The organism is Nitratireductor sp. ZSWI3, assembly GCF_024655565.1.
Taxonomy (GTDB): Bacteria; Pseudomonadota; Alphaproteobacteria; order Rhizobiales; family Rhizobiaceae; genus Nitratireductor.
Genome location: NZ_JANKOF010000072.1, coordinates 1 through 24,087, shown reverse-complemented (window position 1 = coordinate 24,087; position 24,087 = coordinate 1). Strand labels below are relative to the sequence as shown.

The 24,087-nt window shown below is 66.8% G+C and carries 22 protein-coding genes and 1 pseudogene; 18 read left to right on the top strand and 5 right to left on the bottom strand.

The features are described 5' to 3' along the window. From NUU27_RS18640 to NUU27_RS18585, 12 genes are all read left to right on the top strand, one after another. Nucleotides 1-807: ABC transporter permease (locus NUU27_RS18640; RefSeq protein ID WP_374567528.1), on the top strand; the 807-nt coding region annotated here is incomplete at its 5' end. Nucleotides 808-870: 63 nt separating this feature from the next. After that, a complete protein-coding gene (locus tag NUU27_RS18635; RefSeq protein ID WP_257763648.1) occupies nt 871-1,911 on the top strand; it encodes an aromatic ring-hydroxylating dioxygenase subunit alpha in 1,041 nt (346 codons plus the stop codon). Beyond that, entirely contained in the window at nt 1,911-2,648 is a 738-nt protein-coding gene (locus NUU27_RS18630) for an SDR family oxidoreductase (RefSeq protein WP_257763647.1), read from the top strand. The genes NUU27_RS18635 and NUU27_RS18630 overlap by 1 nt, the downstream gene beginning before the upstream one ends. 7 nt (nt 2,649-2,655) lie before the next feature. Continuing rightward, nucleotides 2,656-3,468 (top strand): alpha/beta fold hydrolase, encoded by an 813-nt coding sequence (locus NUU27_RS18625; RefSeq protein ID WP_257763646.1) that lies wholly within the window; start codon nt 2,656-2,658, stop codon nt 3,466-3,468. A 21-nt stretch (nt 3,469-3,489) separates the two neighbouring features. Beyond that, nucleotides 3,490-4,416: a VOC family protein gene (locus NUU27_RS18620; protein ID WP_257763645.1), complete on the top strand. Its 927-nt coding sequence runs from the start codon at nt 3,490-3,492 to the stop codon at nt 4,414-4,416. Continuing rightward, on the top strand, nt 4,416-5,204 hold the full coding sequence (locus NUU27_RS18615) for an SDR family oxidoreductase (protein WP_257763644.1): 789 nt from the start codon (nt 4,416-4,418) through the stop codon (nt 5,202-5,204). The genes NUU27_RS18620 and NUU27_RS18615 overlap by 1 nt, the downstream gene beginning before the upstream one ends. A gap of 10 nt (nt 5,205-5,214) precedes the next feature. After that, on the top strand, nt 5,215-6,888 hold the full coding sequence (locus tag NUU27_RS18610; RefSeq protein ID WP_257763643.1) for a thiamine pyrophosphate-binding protein: 1,674 nt from the start codon (nt 5,215-5,217) through the stop codon (nt 6,886-6,888). Nucleotides 6,889-6,892: 4 nt separating this feature from the next. Next, nucleotides 6,893-7,717, top strand: a complete 825-nt coding sequence (locus tag NUU27_RS18605) for an aspartate dehydrogenase (protein WP_257763642.1) — start codon at nt 6,893-6,895, stop codon at nt 7,715-7,717. 13 nt (nt 7,718-7,730) lie between these two features. Then, entirely contained in the window at nt 7,731-9,224 is a 1,494-nt protein-coding gene (locus NUU27_RS18600) for an aldehyde dehydrogenase (protein WP_374567520.1), read from the top strand. Then, entirely contained in the window at nt 9,221-10,471 is a 1,251-nt protein-coding gene (locus NUU27_RS18595; protein ID WP_257763641.1) for an FAD-dependent oxidoreductase, read from the top strand. The genes NUU27_RS18600 and NUU27_RS18595 overlap by 4 nt, the downstream gene beginning before the upstream one ends. After that, nucleotides 10,468-10,935, top strand: coding sequence for a flavodoxin domain-containing protein (locus NUU27_RS18590; RefSeq protein WP_257763640.1), 468 nt, complete (start codon nt 10,468-10,470; stop codon nt 10,933-10,935). Before NUU27_RS18595 ends, NUU27_RS18590 begins: the two co-directional genes overlap by 4 nt. Next, the gene (locus NUU27_RS18585) at nt 10,935-11,534 is read left to right on the top strand and encodes a pentapeptide repeat-containing protein (RefSeq protein ID WP_257763639.1); all 600 of its coding nucleotides are present in this window, start codon (nt 10,935-10,937) and stop codon (nt 11,532-11,534) included. The genes NUU27_RS18590 and NUU27_RS18585 overlap by 1 nt, the downstream gene beginning before the upstream one ends. On the opposite strand, the gene NUU27_RS18580 is transcribed toward NUU27_RS18585, so the two are convergent. Together NUU27_RS18580 and NUU27_RS18575 are read right to left on the bottom strand one after the other, a co-directional pair. After that, nucleotides 11,525-12,343 (bottom strand): IclR family transcriptional regulator, encoded by an 819-nt coding sequence (locus NUU27_RS18580; protein ID WP_257763638.1) that lies wholly within the window; start codon nt 12,341-12,343, stop codon nt 11,525-11,527. The genes NUU27_RS18585 and NUU27_RS18580 overlap by 10 nt on opposite strands. A gap of 153 nt (nt 12,344-12,496) precedes the next feature. After that, entirely contained in the window at nt 12,497-13,669 is a 1,173-nt protein-coding gene (locus tag NUU27_RS18575; RefSeq protein ID WP_257763637.1) for a cystathionine beta-lyase, read from the bottom strand. A 331-nt stretch (nt 13,670-14,000) separates the two neighbouring features. Between NUU27_RS18575 and NUU27_RS18570 the strand changes: the two genes are divergently transcribed. The 4 genes from NUU27_RS18570 to NUU27_RS18555 all read left to right on the top strand — a co-directional run bounded on the left by NUU27_RS18570 (nt 14,001) and on the right by NUU27_RS18555 (nt 18,279). Beyond that, nucleotides 14,001-15,029, top strand: a complete 1,029-nt coding sequence (locus NUU27_RS18570; RefSeq protein ID WP_257763650.1) for an amino acid ABC transporter substrate-binding protein — start codon at nt 14,001-14,003, stop codon at nt 15,027-15,029. Between the two features lie 71 nt (nt 15,030-15,100). Next, nucleotides 15,101-16,291, top strand: coding sequence for an amino acid ABC transporter permease (locus NUU27_RS18565; protein WP_257763636.1), 1,191 nt, complete (start codon nt 15,101-15,103; stop codon nt 16,289-16,291). Nucleotide 16,292: 1 nt separating this feature from the next. Further along, nucleotides 16,293-17,450 carry an amino acid ABC transporter permease gene (locus NUU27_RS18560; RefSeq protein WP_257763635.1) on the top strand — a complete coding sequence of 386 codons (1,158 nt, stop codon included), beginning with the start codon at nt 16,293-16,295 and terminating at the stop codon, nt 17,448-17,450. Nucleotides 17,451-17,475: 25 nt separating this feature from the next. Continuing rightward, a complete protein-coding gene (locus NUU27_RS18555) occupies nt 17,476-18,279 on the top strand; it encodes an amino acid ABC transporter ATP-binding protein (RefSeq protein ID WP_308219984.1) in 804 nt (267 codons plus the stop codon). Nucleotides 18,280-18,324: 45 nt separating this feature from the next. Here the strand turns inward: NUU27_RS18555 and NUU27_RS18550 are convergent, their stop codons facing one another. Together NUU27_RS18550 and NUU27_RS18545 are read right to left on the bottom strand one after the other, a co-directional pair. Beyond that, nucleotides 18,325-19,542: an FAD-dependent monooxygenase gene (locus NUU27_RS18550; RefSeq protein WP_257763634.1), complete on the bottom strand. Its 1,218-nt coding sequence runs from the start codon at nt 19,540-19,542 to the stop codon at nt 18,325-18,327. A 14-nt stretch (nt 19,543-19,556) separates the two neighbouring features. Then, nucleotides 19,557-19,799: a zinc-finger domain-containing protein gene (locus tag NUU27_RS18545; protein ID WP_257763633.1), complete on the bottom strand. Its 243-nt coding sequence runs from the start codon at nt 19,797-19,799 to the stop codon at nt 19,557-19,559. Nucleotides 19,800-19,959: 160 nt separating this feature from the next. On the opposite strand from NUU27_RS18545, the gene NUU27_RS18540 reads away from it, so the two are divergent. After that, entirely contained in the window at nt 19,960-22,179 is a 2,220-nt protein-coding gene (locus NUU27_RS18540) for an RNA degradosome polyphosphate kinase (protein WP_257763632.1), read from the top strand. Between the two features lie 13 nt (nt 22,180-22,192). Next, entirely contained in the window at nt 22,193-23,710 is a 1,518-nt protein-coding gene (gene ppx / locus NUU27_RS18535; RefSeq protein WP_257763631.1) for an exopolyphosphatase, read from the top strand. Between the two features lie 8 nt (nt 23,711-23,718). On the opposite strand, the pseudogene NUU27_RS18530 reads toward ppx, so the two are convergent. Continuing rightward, nucleotides 23,719-24,087 (bottom strand): annotated as a pseudogene (locus NUU27_RS18530) (ribonuclease D); the annotation flags it as partial.

Sequence of the window (24,087 nt, the reverse complement as noted above, 5' to 3'; positions counted from 1 at the left end):
GGGGCCCCGGCCGGCACGGCAAAACCGGGAAAGCCCGTCATGACCGCACAGCGAAGCACGCTCCTTGCCAGCCTGGCGCTCCTGGCGCTCGTGCTCGTCGCCTGGCAGTTCTTGCCGCCGGCGCTGGACGTGCCGAAGTTCATCATTCCGACGGTGACGGACTGCCTCGCCGAACTGAAGCGCATGTGGCTGCAGGAAGGGCTCCTCGGTCACACGGTTTCCACCGCGCTCTACACGGTTTTGGGCTTCGCCATCGGCAGCCTGCTCGGTGCGGTGATCGGCTATCTGCTAGGCATGTCCGAGTTCTGGGAGAAGGTGCTGTCGCCCTATATCCTGGCGCTGCAGATCGCGCCGAAGGTCGCCTTCGCGCCGCTCTTCATCATGTGGTTCGGCTACAACGCCATGCCGAAGCTGCTGGTGACGGTGCTCATCGTCTTCTTCCCGGTGCTGGTCAACGTCTTGCAGGCGATGCGTACGGTCGACCGCGACCTCGTCAATCTGGCCCGCGCTTACAACCTGTCGCGCTGGGGCATCTTCCTGAAGGTCGAGATGCCGTCGACCATGCCGAACCTGATGGCCGGGCTGCGGATCGCCTCGACGCTGGCCGTCATCGGCGTGACGGTCGGCGAACTCGTCGGCGGCAACACCGGCCTCGGCTTTCTCATTTCCTACGGCGGCGGGCAGGCGAACGCGGCGATGGTCTTCAACGCCATCGTGCTCCTGACCGTCATCGGCTTCCTGCTCTACACGGTGCTCGTGCGGATTGAGGAGCGGGTGCTGCACTATCTGCCCAAGGCCCAGCATTAGGGTCAGGCAAACCACTTTGCCTCGGGAAGCGGGAGGCTTCCAGGCATGGAGACGGAGACGGACATGACAGCCATCGACAAGAAATCCCTCATCGAGGACCGGGTGAACAACGGCCTGCACGGCCAATGGTATCCGGTGGCGAAGTCGGTCGAGGTGAAGGCGACGAAGCCCTACGGCACGCGCCTTCTGGGCGACAAGATCGTGCTGTGGCGCGATGCGGAGAACCGCTTGCGCTGCGTCGAGGATTTCTGCCCGCACCGCGGTGCACCGCTTTCCTACGGCGAGATCCACGAGGGCAATATCGGCTGCCGCTACCATGGCGTGATCGTCAACGGCGACGGCGTGGTGGTGCGCGTCCCGGCCATGCCCGAATGCGCGCTCGAGGGGCGCAAGGCGCTGAAGTCCTTCGAGGTCACGGAAGCGAACGATGCCGTCTTCGTCTACGTGCCGTCGATCGAGCAGCCCGAGGCTCCGGAACTGGTGCTGCCGAAGGAGCTGACGGACGAGGACTGGACGGGCTTTCTGTGCACCGGGTTGTGGGAGACCAACTACCGCTATGCGCTCGACAATCTGGCCGATCCCATGCACGGCTGCTACCTGCACGCCGAGAGCTTCACGCTGGCCTATGGCTCCAAGCAGGATCTGATGAAGCTCGACAAGACCGAAGCGGGGTTCCGCGTCAGCCGGGTCGGGCAGGTCGGCGAGAATTTCGATTGGACCGAGTTCGAGGTGCACCCGGGCTCGATGTTCTGCTTCCTGGAGATTCCCTACCCGCCGGCGGCGGGGCCGGGCGGCGTCTTCCGCATCATCGGCTTCGTCACGCCGGTCGACGCCACCACCTGCAAGGTCTTTTTCTGGCGCATGCGGCAGGTCACCGGGCTTGCCCGCGAGAGCTGGCGGTTCCTCTATCGCGCGCGGCTGGAGGAGAACCACTGGAACGTGCTCGAACAGGACCGCGTCATGCTCGAGGGCATGCCGGACGATGCGCGCCGCCGCGAGATGCTCTACCAGCACGATCTCGGCGTGTCGCGGGTGCGGCAGATCCTGACGCGCGCCGCCAAGAGCCAGATCGAGGCCGAGACGGCCGGGGAAGCGGCCGGCTGATGCTTCAGGATCGCACCATACTCGTCACCGGGGCGGCGCGCGGGCTGGGCGCGGAGATCGCCCGTGCCCTGGCGGCGAAGGGGGCCGATCTCGTGCTCGCCGACATAAGTGCCGAAGAAGGCCGTGCGGTGGCCGAGGCGCTCGGCGCACGCTTCATTTCCGTCGATCTCGGCGACCCCGCCTCGATCGCCGCGCTCGGCGCGCGGCTGGCGGGCGAGGGGCAGGGGATCCTGCACGGTCTCGTCAACAACGGAGCGATCGCCACCGGCATCGGCGGCATACCGTTCGAGCAGATCGAGATCGACAGCTGGGATCGGGTGATGACGGTGAATGTGCGCGGCACCTGGCTGATGACGCGCGCCATGGCGCCGCTGCTCAGGGCTTCGGGCTCCGGCCGCATCGTCAACGTCGCTTCCGACACCGCGCTGTGGGGCGCTCCGAATCTGATGTCCTATGTGGCGAGCAAGGGGGCGATGATGTCCATGACCCGCTCGCTCGCCCGCGAACTGGGGCCCGACCGCATCGGCGTGACGGCGGTGGCGCCGGGCATCCTGACGACGGAATCGACCGATTACGTGCCGGAAGCCCGTCACCGGCTCTACGCCGAGGGGCGCGCCGTGCCGGGCCCGCAGGGACCCGGAGAGATCACCGAGGTCATCGCCTTCCTGCTTTCCGAGGGGGCGCTGACGCTGACCGGCCAGGTGCTGCCGGTCAACAACGGCTTTGTCTTCAACTGAGGCGGTCATGACGTTCGAACAGCATATATGCGGCAACATTGACTATCTGGAGCGGCCGGGCGGCGGCGGCCCGGTGTTGGTAATGCTGCATGGCGTCGGCTCCAATGCCGCGTCGTTCACGCCGCTCCTCGACCACCTGCCGCGCGATTGGCGGATCATCGCCTGGAATGCTCCGGGCTATGGCGGCTCGGCCCCGCTCGAGGCGGAGTGGCCGCTGGCGCTCGACTATGCGACGGCGCTGAAGGGCTTTCTCGACCGACTGGAACTGACGCGGGTGCTCTTGGCCGGTCATTCGCTCGGCTGCCTGATGGCGGCTGCCTTCGCGGCGGCGCACCGGGAAAATGTCGCCAGGCTTCTGCTCAGTTCGCCGGCGCTCGGCCACGGCGTGCCGCGGGGAGGGGCGCTGAGTGCTGCCGCCCAGGCGCGCATCGACGATCTCGAAACCCTCGGCGCCGAGGACTTCGCCGCCCTGCGCGCGCCGCGGCTCGTCTTCGAGCCGGAGCGGAATCCCGATATCGTCCGCCGCGTGCGCGACGGCATGGCAAGGGTCGCCCTGCCGGGTTACCCGCAGGCCGCGCGCATGCTCGCCTCCGGCCGCCTCATCGACGATGCGGAGCGGCTGCAGGTGCCGACCGACGTGATTGTCGGCGCAAAGGACGTTGTCACCCCGCCGGATTCGGCGCGGCGTGCCCATGCGGCGCTGCGCGATCCATGGCGCGGGCAGATGACGCTGGTGCCCGGCGCCGGACACGCCCTTTACCAGCAGGCTCCCGCCGCCTTCGCGTCGGCGCTGGCAGCCCTTGGCGAAACCGTCGGCTAGAGGCCGCAAGGAGGAGAGACCATGGTACAGACCGTACGCGTCGGCAGTCTTCGCGGTATCATGATGCGCGGGCCGGGCATCACCCAGACCCTGCCGTTCTACGAGGACATGTGGGGCCTGAGCCTCGCCCACAAGGAGGAGGGCATCGCGCTCCTGCGCGGCACCGGCAGCGAGCCGTTCCTCTATGGCCTCAAGGACGGGCCGGTCTACGGCATCGAATATGTCCATTTCGCCATGCCCGACCGGGCGTCGATGCACGCGCTGCACGCGCAGATTCTCGCGCGCGGCGGCATCGTGCTCGGCGATCCGGCCCCCTTCGATGATTATGCCGGCGGCTACGGCTTCGAGATGCTCGATCCCGACAATCGCCGCCTGCGCTTCCGCACCGAGGCGCTGGCGCTCGACGAGGCGCCCGAATGGGCCAAGCCCCGCAAGGTCAGCCATGTGGTGCTGAACACGCCGGACATGGACGGCATGCAGGAGTTCTACGCCCATGTGCTCGGCTTCCGCGTGTCCGACTACTCGGCCGACCAGATGGTGTTTCTGCGCTGCAACTCCGATCACCATTCCATCGCGTTGGTGCGCGGCAACTATGCCAGCGTCAATCATGTCGCCTTCGAGATGCCGTCGATCGATGAATTCATGCGCGGCATCGGCCGCATGAAGCAGAAGGGGCATGTGCCTACCTGGGGACCGGGGCGGCACGGGCCGGGCAACAATCCCTTCGCCTATTTCGTCTCGCCGTCCGGCTTCGTCATCGAGTTCACCTCAGAGCTGCAACAGATCGACGAGGCGACGCACGAGGCCCAGGTCTGGCCGCGCGACAATCCGGAGGCGATGGACCGCTGGATGACCGCCGGCCCGCCCACGCCCGCCCAGCGCGCCGTGATGCAGGGGCGCCCGGATCCTGGCTTTCCTGAGCTCGCACCGGTGGAGGGCAAGGCCTGATGCATTACGGATATGATAGCAAGGTGGCGGTGGTCACCGGCGGCTCTTCGGGGATCGGCCTTGCGACCGTCGAGACGCTTCTGGGATCCGGCGCCCGGGTGGCCCTGTGCGCCCGCACCGAAAGCCGCCTCAATGACGTGGCGGCGGTTCTCGTGCGCGATCATGGCGAGGACAGGGTGATGGCGCGGGCCCTGTCGGTGCTCGATCCGCAGGCGGTCAACGCTTTCGCCGGCGAGGTGGAGGCCCGCTTCGGACGCTGCGACCTGCTCGTCAACAATGCCGGCCAGGGGCGCGTCTCGACCTTCGCCGACACGACCGACGAGGATTGGCGCGCCGAATACGAGCTGAAGCTGTTCAGCCAGATCCATCCGACGCGCGCCTTCCTGCCGATGCTGCGCCGGGCGAAGGGAGCGATCGTCGCGGTCAACTCGCTGCTCGCCTACCAGCCGGAGCCGCACATGGTCTGCACCTCCTCGGCGCGCGCCGGCGTGCAGAACCTCGTCAAATCGCTGAGCGTCGAACTGGCGCCGGACGTGCGGGTCAATTCGATCCTGCTCGGCCTGGTTGGTTCTGGCCAGTGGTCGCGCCGCTTCGCCGAGCGCGAGGACCAGAGCCAGAGCCGTGCGGAATGGTACGGGGCGCTGGCGGCCAGGAAGGGCATACCGCTCGGCCGCCTCGGAGATCCGGCCGAGGCGGCCGCGGCGATCGCTTTTCTCGGCTCGCCGGCGGCGAGCTACATCACAGGCGCCCAGCTCGAAGTGTCGGGCGGACTGTCTCGCTACATATGAAGGATACGGGATGAAACTCGAAACGATAACAGCCTCCGAGACGGTCGGAGATTTCATCGCCCGGTATCTCGCCGAGATCGGCGTCACCACGGTCTTCGGGGTGATCTCCATCCACAACATGCCGATCCTCGACGCCATCGCACGCCAGGAGCGCATCCGCTTCGTGCCGGCGCGCGGCGAGGCAGGCGCCATGAACATGGCCGACGCCTTCGCGCGCGTTTCCGGCGGTCTCGGCGTGTGCCTGACCTCGACCGGCACGGCGGCCGGCAACGCGGCCGGCGCCCAGGCCGAGGCGCTGACGGCGGGTTCGCCCGTGCTGCACATCACCACGCAGGTGGACCTGGAATTCGCCGATCGCGATCGCGCCGCCATCCACGACGTGCCGCGCCAGCCGGAAATGCTGCGCGGCGTGTCGAAGGCCGTCTTCCGCATGTGGGATGCCAACGGCGCCATCGGCACGCTGACGGCGGCGGTCTCGGCGGCCCTTTCGGCGCCCACCGGGCCGGTGAGTCTGGAAATCCCCGTCGACGTGCAGCGCCGGCCGGCGCGCGCGACGGAGCGCATCCACCGGCCGCAGCCGACCCGGCCGATCGCGCCGGATACGGTGATCGACGAAATCGCCGAACTGGTGAAGGCGGCGAAGCGGCCGCTGCTGTGGCTTGGCGGCGGTGCGCTTGGCGCCGGCAGGGAAGCGACGGAGCTGATGCGCCGCGGCTTCGGCATCGTCACCTCCACCAACGGCCGCGCTGTCGTCTCGGAAGCGGAGCCGGCGAGCCTTGGTGCCTTCAACATGACGCCGGAGGCGATCGAGCTCTACAAGAGCTGCGACCTCATGATCGTCGTCGGCTCGCGCCTGCGCGGCAACGAGACGCGCAACAACCGGATGCCGCTGCCGCGTCCGCTGGTGCAGATCGACGCCGATGCGGCGCAGGGCGGCCGCAACTATCCGGTAGAGGTGTTCGCCCACGGCGACGCCGCCGACACGCTGGCGCGCCTGATCGACCGGTTGCCGGACACGCTCGATACCGACACGAACCTGTCCTTCGACATCGCCCGCACGCGGGCCGAGGCCGAGGGCCGCATGCGCGACGTGCTCGGTCCCTATCGCATCGTCGCCGACACGCTGGCCGACCGGGTGTTTTCCGGCGGCCATCCCTGGGTGCGCGACGTCACCATCTCCAATTCGACCTTCGGCAACCGCTATGTGCGCCTCGCAGCACCGAATCTCGGCGTCCATGCTCTTGGCGGAGGGATCGGCCAGGGCGTCGCCATGGGCGTCGGCGCGGCGATCGGCTCGAAGAGGGCGAAGGCCGTCACGCTTCTCGGCGACGGCGGCACCATGCTGGGGCTTGCCGAGATGATCACCGCCGTCGAGGAACGGGCGCCGCTCGTCTATCTGCTGATGAACGACAAGGCCTACGGCGTGATCCAGAACATCCAGGACGCGCAATATGGCAGCCGCCGGCACTATTCCGCGCTGGCGACACCGGACTTTGCAGGCTTCTGCGGCTCGATCGGCATGCCGCATCGGCTGGTGCGTGACCTGGCCGAGTTCCCTTCCGTCCTCGACGAGGCGCTGGCCGCCGAGGGGCCGCGCCTGATCGAGATCGACATGTGCGCCATCGGCCCGTTCAACGAGGCCTTCGCCGGCCCCCCGGCCGGGGCCGCCGGCAATGGGGAATAGCGCGATGCGGCTCGGACTGATCGGCTTCGGCAACATCGCGCTGACGCTTCTCGGCCAGCTCGCCGAGACGCTCGATGCTCCGCTCGAGCACCTGACCGTGTTGTGCCTGCCGGAGATGACCGGAGAAACCCAGGCGCGGCTGGCAGGCGATTTTGCCAAGATCGCGAAGGAAGCCGCCGTCGTTTCCGATGCAGGAGCGCTGCTCGCCGATCGGCCGGACCTCGTTGTCGAATGCGCCGGGCACGGCGCCGTGACGGCGCATGTGCCGCCGGTGCTGCGCGCCGGCATCGACGTGGTGATCGTCTCCATCGGCGCCATGTCGGACGCGGCCCTGGAGCGGGAGTTGCGCGCTGCCGCGGCCGGGGGCGGCGCGCGGCTGATCCTGCCGGCGGGTGCCATCGGCGGCATCGATCTTCTGGCGGCGCTCGGCGCGGCCGGCGGGCTCGAGGTCCGCTATCGCGGCTCGAAGCCGCCGCTCGCCTGGCGCGGTACGCCGGCCGAGGCGGTGACCGACCTTGCCGCTCTGAGCGAAGCCCACACCTTCTTCACCGGCACGGCGCGCGAGGCGGCGCGCGACTTTCCCAGGAACGCCAACGTCGCCGCCACGCTGGCGCTTGCCGGGGCCGGCTTCGAGGCGACGCATGTGGAACTGGTCGCCGACCCGGCGGCGCTCGGCAACGTGCACGAATATTCGGTCGTCTCGCCGCTGGCGAAATATTCCATGCGCATCGAGAACCAGCCGTCGGCCGGCAATGCCAAGACATCCGTTTCCACGGTCTACAGCGTCTTGCGCGAGATCCGCAACCGGATCGGCCCAGTGGCGATATGAGGTGGAGAAGCAGATGATCGAACTGCCGCAGAACAAGCTTTTCGTCGGCGGCGAGTGGGAAGAGGGTACGGGTGCCGAGATCACCTCGATCTTTCCCGCCGACGGCAGCGTCAACCGGGTGCTGCGCGGCGCCTCCGTGGCCGACGGCGAACGGGCCATCGAGCGTGCAAGCCGGGCGCAGGCCGATCCCGCCTGGCGCAACCTGAAGCCGCACGAGCGGGCCCGTTTTCTCTACGCCATCGCCGACGGCATAGAAGCCAATGCCCAGCGCATCGCCCATATCCAGAGCCGCGATACGGGCAAGACCCTGCGCGAGACGGGCGCTCTGGCGGCCTCGGCAGCCGGCACCTTCCGCTATTTCGGCGCGGCGCTCGAAACCGCCGACGAGACGCTGACGGTGCAGCGCGGCGACGCGCTGACCATGTCGGTGCACGAGCCCTTGGGGCTCGTCGGCGCGATCACGCCGTGGAATTCGCCGATCGCCTCGGATGCGCAGAAGGTCGCTCCGGCGCTCGCGGCCGGCAACGCGGTGCTGCTGAAGCCCGCCTCCTGGTCGCCTCTGGTCTCGCTCGAGCTGGCGCGCATCATCGAGGCGGCCGGCCTGCCGAAGGGGTTGTTCTCGGTGTTGCCGGGGGCGGGGCGCGAGATCGGCAATCTGCTCGTCGAGCATCCGGACATCGCCAAGATCAGCTTCACGGGCGGCACGGAAACCGGCCGGGCGCTGGCGCTGAAGGCGGCGCGCAAGCTGATGCCGGTGTCGCTGGAACTCGGCGGCAAGTCGCCGACCATCGTCTTCGCCGACGCCGACATGGAGCAGGCGCTGGCCGGCGTGCTGTTCGGCATCTTCTCCTCGACCGGGCAGAGCTGCATCGCCGGTGCGCGGCTTTTCGTTGAGCGGCCGATCTATGCGCAGTTCGTGGACAGGCTGGTGGCGGCCACGAGGCGGCTGAAGGTCGGCCATCCCTTCGAGGCGGACACGCAGGTGGCGCCACTCGTCCATTTCGACCATCGCGACGCCGTCGCCGAGCATGTGCGCAAAGCGCGCGCGGAAGGGGCGGATGTGCTCACCGGTGGTGCGGCACCCGAGGGCGGTGCCTATGAGAAGGGCGCCTATTATCTGCCGACGATCTTTGCCGGTGTCGACAATGCGGCGCGCATCTGCCGTGAGGAGGTGTTCGGCCCCGTCCTGGTGGTGCTGCCCTTCGATGACGAGGCGGACGTGATCGCCCAGGCGACCGACAACGACTACGGGCTTGCCTGCGGCATCTGGACCCGCGATTTCCCGAAAAGCTGGCGCGTCGGCAGGGCGATCCGCGCCGGCACGGTCTGGGTCAACACCTACAAGCAGTTCTCGATCTCGACGCCGTTCGGCGGCGAGAAGGAGAGCGGCTTGGGGCGTGAGAAGGGGCGCGAGGGCATCCGAGCCTATATGGCCCAAAAGTCCTTCTACATGGATCTTTCGGGCGCGCCGCATCCATGGGCCGCGGCGGCGGTGCGTGCGTCATGAGCCGCGCGGTCGCCATCGTCGGCTCGGGGCCGTCCGGCTGCTATCTGGCGCAGGCACTTCTGAAGGCGGCGCCGGAGCTGCGTGTCGATCTCATCGACCGTCTGCCGGTGCCCTACGGGCTGGTGCGCTACGGCGTGGCCGCCGATCACCAGGGCACCAAGGGTATCGTCCGCCAGTTCGAACGCCTGTTCGAGCGCCAGGGCGCCGGGTTTGTCGGCAACGTGGCGGTCGGCGAGGACGTCAGCCTGGCCGCGCTGCGCGAGGCCTATGACGCAGTGGTGCTGGCCGCCGGCCTGTCCGGCGACCGCGCGCTGGGCATCCCGGGCGAGGATCTGGAGGGCGTCCATCGGGCCGGCCGGCTGACGCGGGCGCTGTACGAGCATCCCGACGCCGAACCTCTGCCGGAGCTTGGCCCTCGCGTCGTCATCATGGGCAACGGCAACGTCGCCATCGATATCCTGCGCCTGCTCGCCAAGACCCCGGCCGAGCTCGCCGGATCCGACCTTGGCGCCGGACCCAGCGCCTGGCTGGCCGGCTCGGCCATCGAGGAGATCGACATTGTCGGGCGTTCGCCGGCGGCGGAAGCCAAGTTCGACGCCGTGATGGTCAAGGAACTGGCGAAGCTCGAAGGCGTGACGATCCGCGTGATCGGGGCCGGGGCGAGCGACGATCCCGAAGCCACCAAGAAGATCGCCGCCCTTGAAATGCTCGACGGCCATGCCACGGGCGCGCGGCGGATCACCTTCCGCTTTGGCCTCACCCCCGTCGAGCTCCTCGGCGAGGGTGGCCGCGTCGGCGAGGCGCGCTTCCGGGACAGCGCCGGCGCGACCGTTGCACTGTGCTGCAGCGCCTTCCTCACGGCGATCGGCTTCGAGGCGGAGGGGCTGCTGCTGCGCGAGGAGCTGATCGGTTCGGCGGCCGACCGGGAAGCTGGTGTGATCGAGCCCGGCCTTTATGCGACCGGATGGTTCCGACGCGGCCCGCGCGGCACCATTCCCGACAATCGCGCCGACGCCCAGCTGCTGGCGGCGCGCATTCTCGCCGATCTCGATGCGCGAGGCGACGCCCCCGAAAAGCCCGGCAGGAGTGCCTTTCCCGATTGGAGAAGCATCGTCGACTACGATGGCTGGAAACGGATCGACGCCGCGGAAACCGCCGCAGCGCCGCAGGACCGTTGCCGCGCCAAGATACCCACGCGCGAAACCATGCTGGCACTGGCCCTTCACAGAGAGGAGCTTCCTCAATGAACATTATTCTTCTTTACGGCACCGAGACAGGCAATGCCGAGATGCTGGCCGAGGACATCATGGTCGAGCTCGAGGGCGAACACACGGTCGAGTGCCGCAGCCTGTCGGATTTCGATCCGGGCGAGTTCGACGCCGGCCGGCTCCATATGATCGTCTGCTCGACCTATGGCGACGGCGAGTTGCCAGCCTCCGCGCAGCCCTTCGCCGAGGCGCTGAAGGCGTCGGCGCCCAGCCTGTCGGGCATCCATTTCGCCATCTTCGGCCTCGGCGACAGCGAATATGAGGAAACCTTCAACTTCGGCAGCAAGGGGCTCGCCGAGCTGCTTGCCGCATATGGAGCCGCGCAGATCGGCGAGCGCGTCACGCACGATGCGTCCGGCAGCGACATGGCCGAGGACCTTGCCTTCCCCTGGGCGGCGCGCATCGTCGCGCTGGCCGAGGAGAAGATCGGCGAGATCGCCTGATGCAGGCGGCCGATATCCGCGCGCTTCTCGCCGTGCCGTGGCGGCATGGTGACTGTGTCGATCTCGCCGGCACCGTCTGCGAGGGCGCGCTCGATCTTGCCGGCCTCGATCTGACGGGCGTCGATTTCACCGGTGCTTCCTTTCCCGACGGGATCGACGCATCCGGTGCGCGGTTCCTCGGCGTGAGCTGGTTCGGCGGCGCGCGTTTTGGCGGCAAGGCACTTTTCGAGCACGCCATCTTCACCAACGATGCGCGTTTCGAGAGGGCCTGTTTTGATGAGGCGGCACGGTTCGGCGCGGCGGAGTTCCGCGGCATCGCCCGTTTCGATGCGGCGCGCTTTGCCGGCGATGCCGGCTTCGAGGGCATTGCCTGCTACGGCAATTTCTCCCTGCAGGGCGTGACGATCCGGGGACGGGCCACCTTCCGCGATGCCGAATGGCTCGGCGGTCTGTGGTGCGAAGATGTGCGGCTGCCGGAAGACGTCGACCTTTCCGGGACGCAGGTGCACGGCCGGTTGTGGCTGCGCCGGGCGCTGGCCGGCAACACGCCGCTGCACGACGGCGCCTTCGCGCTTTCCTACGGCTACACTTACAGCTGATCGGCCGACCAGCCGCGATAGCCGAGCGCCTCAGACATGGCGCGGGCAGCCGCCTTCAGCTCCTGCTCGATCTTTTCCACGGAGGGACTGTCGTCGGCGAAGATGCTGGCATGGCCGGTGACGTTGATGGCGCCGACGGCGCGTGCCTGATGATCGTGCACGGCGACAGCGGCCGATCCGATCTCTGGCTCGAAATTGGCGACGCTCCACGCCATGCCGCGCAGGCGGTCCGCCTGCAGCTGCTTTTCGAGCTCGGCGAGCGTCGTGCGGGTCTTCGCCGTGAAGGATTCCATCGCCTGTCCCGCATAGAGCGCGCGCAGCGAGGCCGCAGGCAGCTCGGCCAGCAGGATGCGGCCGATGGTGGTCGCGTGCGCCGGCAGGCGCGTGCCCTCACGGACCGTGCTCGCCAGGTGGGAGTTGGGCGTCTCGCGGGCAAGGTAGACGATCTCGCTCCCTTCGAGCACGCCGAGATGGGCCGACAGGTTGAGCGAATCGACGAGCTGCTTGAGGAACGGCCGTGCGACCTGCAGGATGCTGCGCTCGTTGAGCGCTTCGGAGGCGAGCGCGATCAGTCCGGTGCCGAGGCGGTAGCCGCCGTCGTCGGCGATCGGCTCGAGGATGCCCTCGGCCTCCAGCGTGGCGAGGAGGCGGATCAGCGTCGTGCGGTTGATGTCGAGCGCCTTGGCCGCGCTGCTGATGTTGCGGCAGCGATTGCCGGCCGCGATGTAGCGCAGCAGCGCGATCGCCCGGGTCACCGGCGGGACCACATAGACCGGCCCCTTCGCGTCGTCGAGTTGTGTTCCTGCCATGATGCTTCCTGCCGCGCTGCACGTATTTGCACAGCTTAGTCATATTTGAACGCAGCGATAGGAAAAATATCCGCACGGCACAAGAGTAGAGCGCCGTGCCTTCCGCACGCCGTGCGAGGACGCTCCATCTTCCTTTCCGCTTTTATGCGGTTGTCAGGCCCCGGCCGCCGCCGTCAGGCCGCGCGCCAGGTCGGCCTGCAGGTCCTCGACATCTTCGAGGCCGATCTGCAGACGGATGACCGGACCCTCCTGCGGGGCGAAGGCCACCTTGCGGTCGGTGAGCTGCACATGCACGGCAAGGCTCTCGTAGCCGCCCCAGGAATAACCGAGGCCGAAGATGTCGAGCGCGTTGAGGAAGGCGTGGGCCTGCTTTTCCCCGCCGCCGGCCAGGACGATCGAGAAGAGACCGCTGGCGCCCGAGAAGTCGCGCTTCCAGATGGCGTGGCCCGGGTGCGATTCGAGGCCGGGATGCAGAACCCGGGCGACGCCGGGCTGGCCTTCGAGCCAGCGGGCGAGCGCCAGGGCGCTCTGCTGGTGCCGCTCCAGCCGCACGCCCATCGTCCTGAGGCCGCGCAGCACCTGGTAGACGTCGTCCGGCGCCGCGCACATGCCGAGCGCGCCATGCGCCGCCAGGAGCCGTTCCCAGCAGGCATCGTTGGCCGAGACGGTGCCGAGAAGGATGTCCGAATGGCCGGCCGGATACTTGGTCGCCGCCTGGATGGAGATGTCGACCCCGTGATCGAGCGGCCGGTAGAAAAGGGGGGTGGCCCAGGTGTTGTCCATCATCACCACCGCGTCGCGCCCATGCGCCGCCGCGACGATGGTCGGGATGTCCTGCATCTCGAACGTGCCGGAGCCGGGCGCCTCGGTGAAGACCACTTTGGTGTTGGGTTGCAGGAGTGCGGCAATGCCCGGTCCGACGAGCGGGTCGTAATAGGTCACCTCGACGCCGAGCCGGGTGAGCATCGTGTCAGCGAAATGGCGTGTCGGATGATAGACCGAATCGACGATCAGCACATGGTCGCCCGACGACAGGAAACCGAGCAGCGGCACGGTGACGGCGGCCAGCCCCGAGGGCACGACCACCGTCCCGGCGGCGCCCTCGAGTTCGTTCATGGCGTCGGCCAGCGCGTCGGTGGTCGGCGTGCCGCGTGTGCCGTAGGTGTATTTCTGCTTCCGCGACGCCATCGTCTCGGCATCCGGAAACAGCACGGTCGAGGCGTGGACGACGGGCGGGTTGACGAAGCCGAAAAAGGCGTGCGGATCGTTGCCGGCATGGGCAAGCCGCGTGTTGGCTCCGGCCTGGGGATCGGTTTTCTTGCTCATCGTTCCTCGATGCATGCTGTGCGGCGGTCTGAAAGCCGCCTGATGATGGAAGGCTGCCCGCTGGTCGGACGCGGTCGGATGGAACGCCATTGTCGCCCATGCGTCAACCGGGCGCAGCGGCGGTCCCGAGCTCTGGAACAAGCCTCTTTCGCTCTTGACCCAAAGCGAATTATGGCCTTCGATATGACCAGTGCGTGGGAGAGGAAGCGCGTGTCCGGGTGCCTCCGGACCATTGCTCCGACCGGAGCTTAAGGCACAGGGGCATCCGCTGCTTCCGCACGGCTATGATCAGGGGATAAACCCTAAAACCAGAAAAAAAGGGTTCGTGACTATGAAGACAATTCTCAAAGCGTTGCTCGGCTCGGCAGTGGTCGCACTTCTGGCCGCGCCGGCTTCGGCCGCCACGCTGGATGACGTGAAGGCGAAGGGCCACATCCAGTGCGGCGTGAGCACGGGGCTGGCCGGTTTCAGTGCGCCGGACAATGCCGGCAACTGGACCGGCCTCGACGTGGATTTCTGCCGTGCGGTGGCCGCCGCCGTCTTCGACGATCCGAACGCGGTTCAGTTCACGCCGCTCTCCGCCAAGGAGCGTTTCACGGCGTTGCAGTCGGGCGAGGTCGATCTTCTCTCGCGCAACACCACCTGGACCATCAGCCGCGACACGGCGCTCGGTCTGAACTTTGCCGGCGTCACCTACTATGACGGCCAGGGCTTCATGATCAACGCCAAGAAGCTGCAGGGCATCAACTCGGCGCTGCAGCTTTCCGGCGCCGCGGTCTGCGTCCAGGCCGGCACGACGACCGAGCTCAACCTGGCCGACTACTTCAAGGCCAACAACATGGAATACAACCCGGTCGTCTTCGAGAAGCTCGAGGAGGTCAACACGGCCTATGATTCAGGCCGTTGCGACGTCTACACGACCGATCAGTCGGGCCTTTATGCGATCCGGCTGACCCTGAGCAGCCCCGACGATCATATCGTTCTGCCGGAAATCATCTCGAAGGAGCCGCTCGGCCCCGTCGTGCGCCATGGCGACGACCAGTGGTTCGATATCGTCAAATGGGTGTATTATGCGCTCCTGAACGCCGAGGAACTCGGCGTCAGCCAGGCCAACATCGAGGAGAGCATGAACTCGGACAAGCCGGACGTTCGTCGCCTGCTCGGCACGGAAGACGGCACCAAGCTCGGCTCCGACCTCGGCCTGACCAATGACTGGGCTGCCCGCGTGATCAAGCATGTGGGCAACTACGGCGAGATGTTCGAGCGCAATGTGGGCGCCGACAGCCCGCTCAAGATTTCCCGCGGCGTCAATGCCCTGTGGACGAAAGGCGGACTCCAGTACGGTATGCCGATCCGCTGATCGAGCATAACGGATGATGATGCGCGAAAGGCGGCTCGATCCGCCTTTCGCCATCCTTTTTGAGGATAGCCATGGCCACCCAGCAAACCATTGCGGAGGGCGCGGCGCCTCGTGTACCGCTGCTCTATGATCCGCGTGTGCGAGGCATCGCTTACCAGGTGCTCGTTTTCGTCGGCCTGTTCGCCTTTGTCTATTGGATCATCGGCAACACCGCTGCAAATCTCCAACGTGCCAACATCGCTTCCGGCTTCGGGTTCCTGCAGGGACGCGCCGGCTTCGATATCGGCGACAGCCTGATCCAGTATTCTTCCGATTCCACCTATGGCCGTGCGCTCGTCGTCGGGTTCCTGAACACGCTGCGCGTCGCCATTTTCGGCATCATCACGGCCACCATCGTCGGTTTCCTCGTCGGTATCGGGCGCTTATCGAAGAACTGGCTGATCAACCGCATCTGCCTCGTCTATGTCGAGGTGTTCCGCAACATCCCGCCGCTTCTCGTCATCTTCTTCTGGTATTTCGGCGTGCTTTCGGTGCTGCCGCTGCCGCGCGATTCGATCGCGCTGCCTTTCGGCTCCTATCTCAACAGCCGCGGTTTCTACCTGCCGAAGTTCCTCTGGGGCGAGGGGGCGGGCCTCATCGCGCTCGCCTTCGTCCTGGCGCTCGTCTTCGCCTGGTTCGTGCGCCGCTGGGCCTACAAGCGGCAGATGGCGACGGGCGAGCGGTTCCCGGTCCTGTGGACCTCGGTCGGGCTGATCGTCGGCCTGCCGCTGCTGGCCTTCATCGTCACCGGCTTTCCGCTGAGCTTCGAGTTCCCGGCGCTGTCGACCTTCAACCTGCGCGGCGGCGTGCAGATCCGGCCGGAGTTCCTGTCGCTCTACCTGGCGCTTTCCTTCTACACGGCGGCCTTCATCGCCGAGATCGTGCGCGCCGGCGTGCTGGGCGTCAATCGCGGCCAGACCGAGGCATCGCACGCGCTTGGATTGCGGAGTGGCCCGACGCTGCGTCTGGTGGTCATCCCGCAGGCGCTGCGGATCATCATCCCGCCGCTGACGAGCCAGTATCTGAACCTCACCAAGAACTCGTCCCTGGCGGTCGCCATCGGCTATCCGGACCTGGTGGCCACCGGCGGCACGACGCTCAACCAGACGGGGCAGGCGATCGAGATCGTCGCCATCTGGCTGATCGTCTATCTGGGGCTGAGCCTGGCCACGGCCGGCTTCATGAACTGGTACAATGCGCGCATGGCGCTGGTGGAGCGGTAGAATGCAAGAGCACGATCTTTCCTTCGTCCGCGCCCAGATGGCGGCCGTCGAGCCGCCACCGGTCGCCGAGCACGGCATCGGCCCCTGGCTGCGCAAGAACCTGTTCGCCAACGTCACCGACACGGTCTTCACCATCATCGGCCTCGTGCTGGTGGTGATGATCGTCCCGCCGCTGGTGGAATGGGCCTTCATCAACGCCCAGTGGTCCGGCACCGACCGCACGGTCTGCGCCACCATCGCGCAGGGCGGCATCCAGCCGGATGGCTGGTCGGGCGCCTGCTGGGCCTTCGTGGAGGCCAAGTTCCAGCAGTTCATGTTCGGCCGCTATCCGATCGACGAGCGCTGGCGCGTCTACCTGACGGGCGTCCTGTTCATCGGGCTGCTGGCACCGCTGCTGATCCCCAGCGTGCCGCGCAAGGGGCTCAACGCGGTGTTGCTGTTCGTGGTCTTCCCGGTGGTCGGCTATTTCCTCTTGTCCGGCGGCGCTTTCGGCCTCAAGCCGGTGGCGACCCCGTTGTGGGGCGGCCTGATGGTGACCCTGGTGCTCGCCTATGTCGGCATCAGCGTGTCGCTGCCGCTCGGCATCCTGCTGGCGCTCGGCCGGCGCTCGCACATGCCGGTGGTGAAGCTGGTCTGCGTCACCTTCATCGAGACGATGCGCGGCGTGCCGCTCATCACCGTTCTGTTCATGGCGAGCGTCATGCTGCCGCTGTTCCTGCCGCCGGGAACCAGCTTCGACAAGCTGTTACGCGCCCTGATCGGCGTTGCGCTGTTCGCCTCTGCCTATATGGCGGAGGTGATCCGCGGCGGCCTGCAGGCGATCCCGAAAGGGCAATATGAGGGCGCCGACGCACTGGGGCTGAGCTACTGGAAGAAGATGAACCTCGTTGTCCTGCCGCAGGCGATCAAGCTGGTCATTCCCGGCATCGTCAACACCTTCATCGGTCTCTTCAAGGACACGAGCCTGGTCTACATCATCGGCATGTTCGATCTTCTGGGCGTGGTGCGGCAGAATTTTTCCGACGCGAGCTGGGCCTCGCCGCAGACGCCGATCACCGGGCTGGTCTTTGCCGGCTTTGTTTTCTGGCTGTTCTGCTTCGGCATGTCGCGCTATTCAATCTTCATGGAACGCCGGCTCGACACCGGCCACAAACGTTAGGGCCGAAGGCCCAAGGGGAAACAACATGGCTTCAGAAAATGCAGTGCGGGCCGAAGAGCTCCAGGCCGACCGCGGCAAGATGCATGTCTCCACCACCGACGTCGCCATCGAGATCGTCGGCATGCACAAATGGTATGGCGATTTCCATGTCCTGAAGGACATCAACCTGAAGGTGATGCGCGGCGAGCGCATCGTGGTGTGCGGCCCGTCCGGCTCCGGCAAGTCGACCATGATCCGCTGCATCAACCGGCTGGAGGAGCACCAGAAGGGCAAGATCGTCGTCGACGGCATCGAGCTCACCAACGATCTGAAGAAGATCGACGAGGTGCGCCGCGAGGTCGGCATGGTGTTCCAGCATTTCAACCTGTTCCCGCACCTGACCATCCTGGAGAACTGCACGCTGGCGCCGATCTGGGTGCGCAAGACGCCCAAGAAGGAGGCGGAGGCGACGGCGATGCATTTCCTTGAGCGCGTCAAGATCCCCGAGCAGGCGAACAAGTATCCCGGGCAACTCTCCGGCGGCCAGCAGCAGCGCGTGGCGATCGCCCGCGCCCTGTGCATGAACCCCCGCATCATGCTGTTCGACGAGCCGACCTCGGCGCTCGATCCGGAGATGATCAAGGAGGTGCTCGACACCATGGTCGACCTCGCCGAAGAGGGCATGACGATGATCTGCGTCACCCATGAGATGGGCTTCGCCCGCCAGGTGGCCAACCGCGTGATCTTCATGGATCAGGGCCAGATCGTCGAGCAGAACACGCCGGCCGAGTTCTTCGACAATCCGCAGCACGAGCGGACCAGGCTGTTCCTCTCGCAGATCCTGCACTGATCGTCAGGTGATTCCACCTGACTGCAAAATGTTCTGGCGGCGCCGTCAGCGGTGCTGCCCGGCCTCCGCATCGAAACCGTAGAGCCAGTCGAAATCGGCCATCAGGGTCGTTTCGCCGCGCATCTTGAGCACCGCGTCGCGCACCAGCGCGACCGGGCCGCCGGCGTGCCAGGCAAGCCGGTTGAAGGCGCCGCGCCGGGCCACCCTGACGACGCGCGGCTTGCGGATGCGCTCATAATCGGCAAGCGCCGCAGGCCGATTGTCCGGCCTGCGGGCAAGGCAGGCGGCGAGCACGACCGCATCCTCGATCGCCATGGCAGCGCCCTGCGCGGCAAAGGGCGGCACGGCATGGGCGGCATCGCCGAGCAGCGCCAGCCCTTCCGGCCGCGTCCAGGCGGCCTTCGCATCGACCTGGTGGATCGGCCAGACGGTCCAGGAAGGCGTGGCGCGGGACAGGCGGGCAAAGGCGTGATGGGCCGATTGCAACGCCTTGCGCAACGGCCGGTCGTCGGCATCCTGCTCCCAGGCGTTGAGGGGAACCTCTCCGGGAACGATGGCGACGATGTTCAGCCTGCTTCCCCCGCTCACCGGATAGGCGATCAGGTGGAAGCGCGGATCGAGAAAGGCCGTCACCTGGTCGTGCGGCATGAACTCGCCGAGCCCGGCGGCGTCTTCAGCCGGCAACGTGGTGCGCCAGGCGACATGGCCGGTGAAGCGGCTGCGTACTGAGGTTCTGGCGAGCCGGCGCAAGTGCGACCAGACGCCGTCGGCGCCGATCAGCAGCGGTGTGTGCACGTCTTCGCTCGCCCCGCCCCGGCGCAGCGAGAGGCGCACGCCGCCGCCCCTGACGAAGTCGGCCTTCTCGACCAGCGCTCCGGTGACGAGCTCGATCGAAGCCTCCTCGCGCACCCGTTTCAGGAGAGCCGCCTGGAGGTCGGCACGGTGCGCCACCAGATAGGGCGCTCCCCAGCGCGCCTCGGCTGCCGCGCCGAGCCGAACGCGCGCCAGCGTTTCGAGAGACGCTGCCTGCCGCAGGACCACGGCCTGCGGCGCGATCGCGGCGGGGGCCAGCGTGTCGAGAACGCCGAGCCTGCCGAGCAGGCGGGTTGCGTTGGGCGACAGTTGAAGCCCGGCGCCGACCTCGGTCAATTCCGGGGCGCGCTCATAGAGGCGGGCGGCAAGCCCGTGCCGCGCGAGGGCCAGGGCGAGGGTCAGCCCGGCAACGCCCGCGCCTGCGATGACGAGGGCAGGCTCCCGCGTCATGTCCGTGGCTGTCCTCAGGCCGCCCGGTCGAACAGGCAGCCTTCCGGCTTCGTCTCCGACACCTTCAGCGCCGCATTGTAGCGGTAGAGGGTCGAGCAATAGGGGCAGACGCGCTCGTTCCCGTCTCCCATGTCGATGAACACATGCGGATGATCGTTGGGCGGATTGGCGCCGACGCACATGAATTCCTTGACGCCGATCTCGATCGCCCGGTGACCGCTCGTGTTCTGGAAATGGGGAATGGCCGTTGCTGCCATCATCGTCTCCCGCTCTGCATCCGTTGGAAGTTGCCTGCGTTTGTAGCATAAAGTGCGTCTTTGCAAGCCTATGATATGAAACTGTCGCAAAACCCTGTCACCAGATAGGATGAGCTGGCGGGAACCACGGCCAGTGCGGGAAAAGGGACGCGAGCGAGCAATGAACGAACTCAAGCCGGTGCAAGCCGATTTCTCCGTCGATATAGGCCCTGAGGGCGAGATCGCGGGAGCGAGCCCGGACCGCTTCGTCAACCGCGAGTTCTCCTGGCTGCAGTTCAACCGGCGTGTCCTCGACGAGGCGCAGAACCCGCATCATCCGCTGCTCGAGCGGCTGCGCTTCCTGTCCATCTCGGCCGACAATCTGGACGAGTTCTTCATGGTGCGCGTGGCGGGCCTTGCCGGCCAGGTGCGGGAGCACATCGCCACCCGCAGCGCCGACGGCCGCACGCCGGAGGAGCAGCTCGAGCAGGTGCTGCGCGAGGTCGGCCGGTTGCAGAACGACCAGCATCAGAGCCTGACCGTGCTGTTCGAGCTGCTGCGCGCCGAAGGCATCGAGCTGGTGCGGCCGGACGCCTTGAATCAGTCCGACAGGAAATGGCTCGAAGACCATTTCATGGAAACGGTTTTTCCGGTTCTGACGCCACTGTCGATCGACCCGGCGCATCCCTTTCCGTTCATCCCCAATCTCGGCTTCTCCATGGCGCTGGAACTGCAGCACGAGGGGGAACTGGAGACGATGACGGCGCTCCTGCGCCTGCCGGTGGCGCTGAAGCGCTTCATCCAGCTTCCCGAACGCGGCCGCTCCGTACGTTTCATCACGCTGGAGGACGTGGTCAACCTGTTCATCGGCAAGCTGTTCCCCCGCTATCAGGTGATCGGCTCCGGCACGTTCCGCATCATCCGTGACAGCGACATCGAGGTGGAGGAAGAGGCGGAAGACCTGGTGCGCCTGTTCGAATCGGCGCTGAAGCGGCGTCGCCGCGGTTCGGTGATCCGCATCGAATTCGACAATGAGATGCCGTTGGCGCTGCGCGACTTCGTGGCGAGCGAGCTCGGCGTCGCCGATGCGCGCATCACCGTTCTGGAGCGGCCGCTCGCCATCAACCAGATCTCGGAGATCGTCAAGCTGACGCGCGACGACCTGCTCTTCGCGCCCTACAATCCGCGCTTTCCCGAGCGCATCCGTGAGCACAATGGCGATTGCTTCGCCGCCATCCGCGAGAAGGACATCATCGTCCACCACCCTTACGAATCCTTCGACGTGGTGGTGCAGTTCCTGCGCCAGGCCTCGCAGGACCCGGAGGTGGTGGCGATCAAGCAGACGCTCTACCGGACCTCGAACGACAGCCCGATCGTGCGCGCGCTGATCGAGGCGTCGGAGGCGGGCAAATCCGTCACCGCGCTGGTCGAGCTCAAGGCGCGTTTCGACGAGGAGGCGAACATCCGCTGGGCGCGCGACCTGGAGCGCGCCGGCGTGCAGGTGGTGTTCGGCTTCATCGAGCTGAAGACGCACGCCAAGATGTCGCTGGTGGTGCGGCGCGAGGAGGGCAGGCTGCGCAACTACTGCCATCTGGGCACCGGCAACTATCACCCGATCACGGCGCGCATCTACACGGACCTGTCCTATTTCACCGTCAATCCCGAGATCGCCCGCGACGTGGCGCAGATCTTCAACTTCATCACCGGCTATGCCGAGCCGGACCACGAGATGCGGATCGCCGTCTCGCCCTTCTCGCTGCGCAACCGGCTGCTCGACCACATCCGCGCCGAGATCGACCATGCGCGCGCCGGACGTCCCGCCCAGATCTGGATGAAGATGAATTCGCTCGTCGACCCCCTCGTCATCGACGCGCTCTACGAGGCGAGCGCGGCCGGCGTCGAGATCGATCTGGTGGTGCGCGGCATCTGCTGCCTCAGGCCGCAGGTGCCGGGCCTGTCCGAGCGCATCCGCGTCAAGTCGATCGTCGGGCGCTTCCTGGAGCACAGCCGGATCTACTGCTTCGGCAACGGCCACGGCTTGCCGTCCGACGAGGCGATCGTTTACATCGCCTCGGCCGACATCATGCCGCGCAACCTCGACCGGCGCGTGGAAACCATGGTGCCGATCACCAATCCGACTGTGCATGAGCAGGTTCTCGGCCAGATCATGCTCGGAAACATCATGGACAACCAGCAGAGCTTTGAAGTATTGCCGGACGGCACCTCGCGGCGCATGATGCCCGACGAGGGAGAGGAACCGTTCAACGCTCAGGAATATTTCATGACGAATCCGAGCCTATCCGGTCGCGGCAATGCCTTGAAGTCCCACGCGCCGAAGCGGATCGCCGTGTTCAAGAAGCGCAAGAAGGGCGACCTCGAAACCACCCCGACCATGGATTGACGGGCGTTTTCGTTTGGGCATAGCAGAATCTCAGGGCCGTCTTAAGGACCGCCGCCCCGTCTCGGTCATCGATATCGGGTCCAACTCCATTCGCCTCGTCATCTACGAGGGTGTGGTCCGTTCGCCGACCATGTTGTTCAACGAGAAGATGCTTGCCGGTCTCGGCAAGGGCATCGTCACGACCGGGGAGCTGGATCCCGAGGGTGTGACCCGCGCGGTGGCGGAGTTCCGCCGTTTCCGAGCCCTGTCGGAGCAGGCCGGCTCCGAGGCGCTGCACGTGCTCGCCACGGCGGCGGCACGCGAAGCCAAGAACGGCCCCGACTTCATCCACCGCGCCGAGCAGATCCTCGGCACCGGAATCCGCGTGCTGTCCGGACGCGAGGAAGCAAAATATTCGGCCTTCGGCATCATGTCCGGTTTTTACAAGCCGAATGGTATCGTCGGCGATCTCGGCGGCGGCAGCCTGGAACTCGTCGAGGTCGAGGACCGGTCGATGGGGGATGGCATCACGCTCCCCCTTGGCGGCCTCAGGCTGCGCGAGATGTCCAAGAACTCCGTCGCCAAGGCGACACGCATCGCGCGCGCGGAGCTTGCCCGGGCAGGCTGGCTGAAGGACGGGGCGGGGCGCCCCTTCTATTGCGTCGGCGGCACCTGGCGCAACCTTGCCCGGCTGCACATGCTGGAGACCGGCTATCCGCTCGAGGTCATGCACCACTATCAGCTGGATGCCGGGCAGTCGGCCGATTTCCTGAAGCGGGTGGCCTCCGGCGTCGACAAGTTCCCGGGCATCGAGCACATCTCCAAGAATCGCCGGGCGCTGCTGCCCTATGGCGCGGCCGTGCTGCAGGAGATCATCCATGCCGTGCAGCCGTCGAGCGTCATCTTCTCGGCACTCGGGGTGCGCGAGGGGTATCTTTATTCATTGTTGTCCGATGAGGAGCGCTCCGCCGACCCGCTGCTGGCGGCCGCCGAGGAACTGGCGATCCTGCGGTCGCGCTCGGTCACCCACGCGCGCGAACTCGCCGAATGGAGCGGAAGCGCCTTTGCCGCGCTCGACATCGAGGAGACGGAAGACGAGGCGCGCTACCGCCGCGCCGCCTGCCTGCTCGCCGACATCGGCTGGCGCGCCCATCCCGAATACCGCGGCACGCAGTCGCTCAACATCATCGCGCACGGCTCCTTCATCGGCATCGATCATCCGGGCCGCGCCTTCATCGCGCTTGCCAATCTGTTCCGCCACGAAGGTCTGTTCGATGACGGTCTGTCGCCGCAAATGCGGGAACTGGCGACGCCGCGCTTCGAGGAGCGCGCCCGTCTCCTCGGCGGCATCCTCCGGGTGGTCTATCTGCTGACGGCATCGATGCCCGGCATCATTCCGCAGCTTCGATGGGAAAGGCGCGGCGACGGCTCCATCGTTCTGGTCGTTCCGAAAAGCCATGCAGGCCTGATGGGCGAGCGGCCGGTCGGCCGCATGGCCCATCTCGCCAGGGTCACGGGTCTGAACCTGGCGCTGGCCGTCGACGGGAGTTAGACCGCCGCCTATTCGGCAACCTCAACGGGACGCGAGCTGGGCTCGAACACCTCCACCCGCCGCTTGTTGAAACGCAGGGCAAGCTCCCCACGCACCAGCCGCAGCGCCTCCTCGCCGAACACCTCGCGCCGCCAGCCGGACATGGCCGGCACCTGCGCATCGGCGCCGTCGGCGGCAATGCGGTCGATGTCGTCGCTGGAAGCGAGCATCTTCGGAGCGACGCCCTCCCGGTCGGCGACGAGCTTCAGGAACACCTTCAGCAGTTCGGCGGCGGCGGCGGCACCCTCGGGTGCCTGCTGCGGGCGGGGAATGCGCGGCAGCTCCTCCTTCGGCAGGGCGAGCGCCCGCGCCACGGCGCCGAGCAGGCCGGCCGCGGC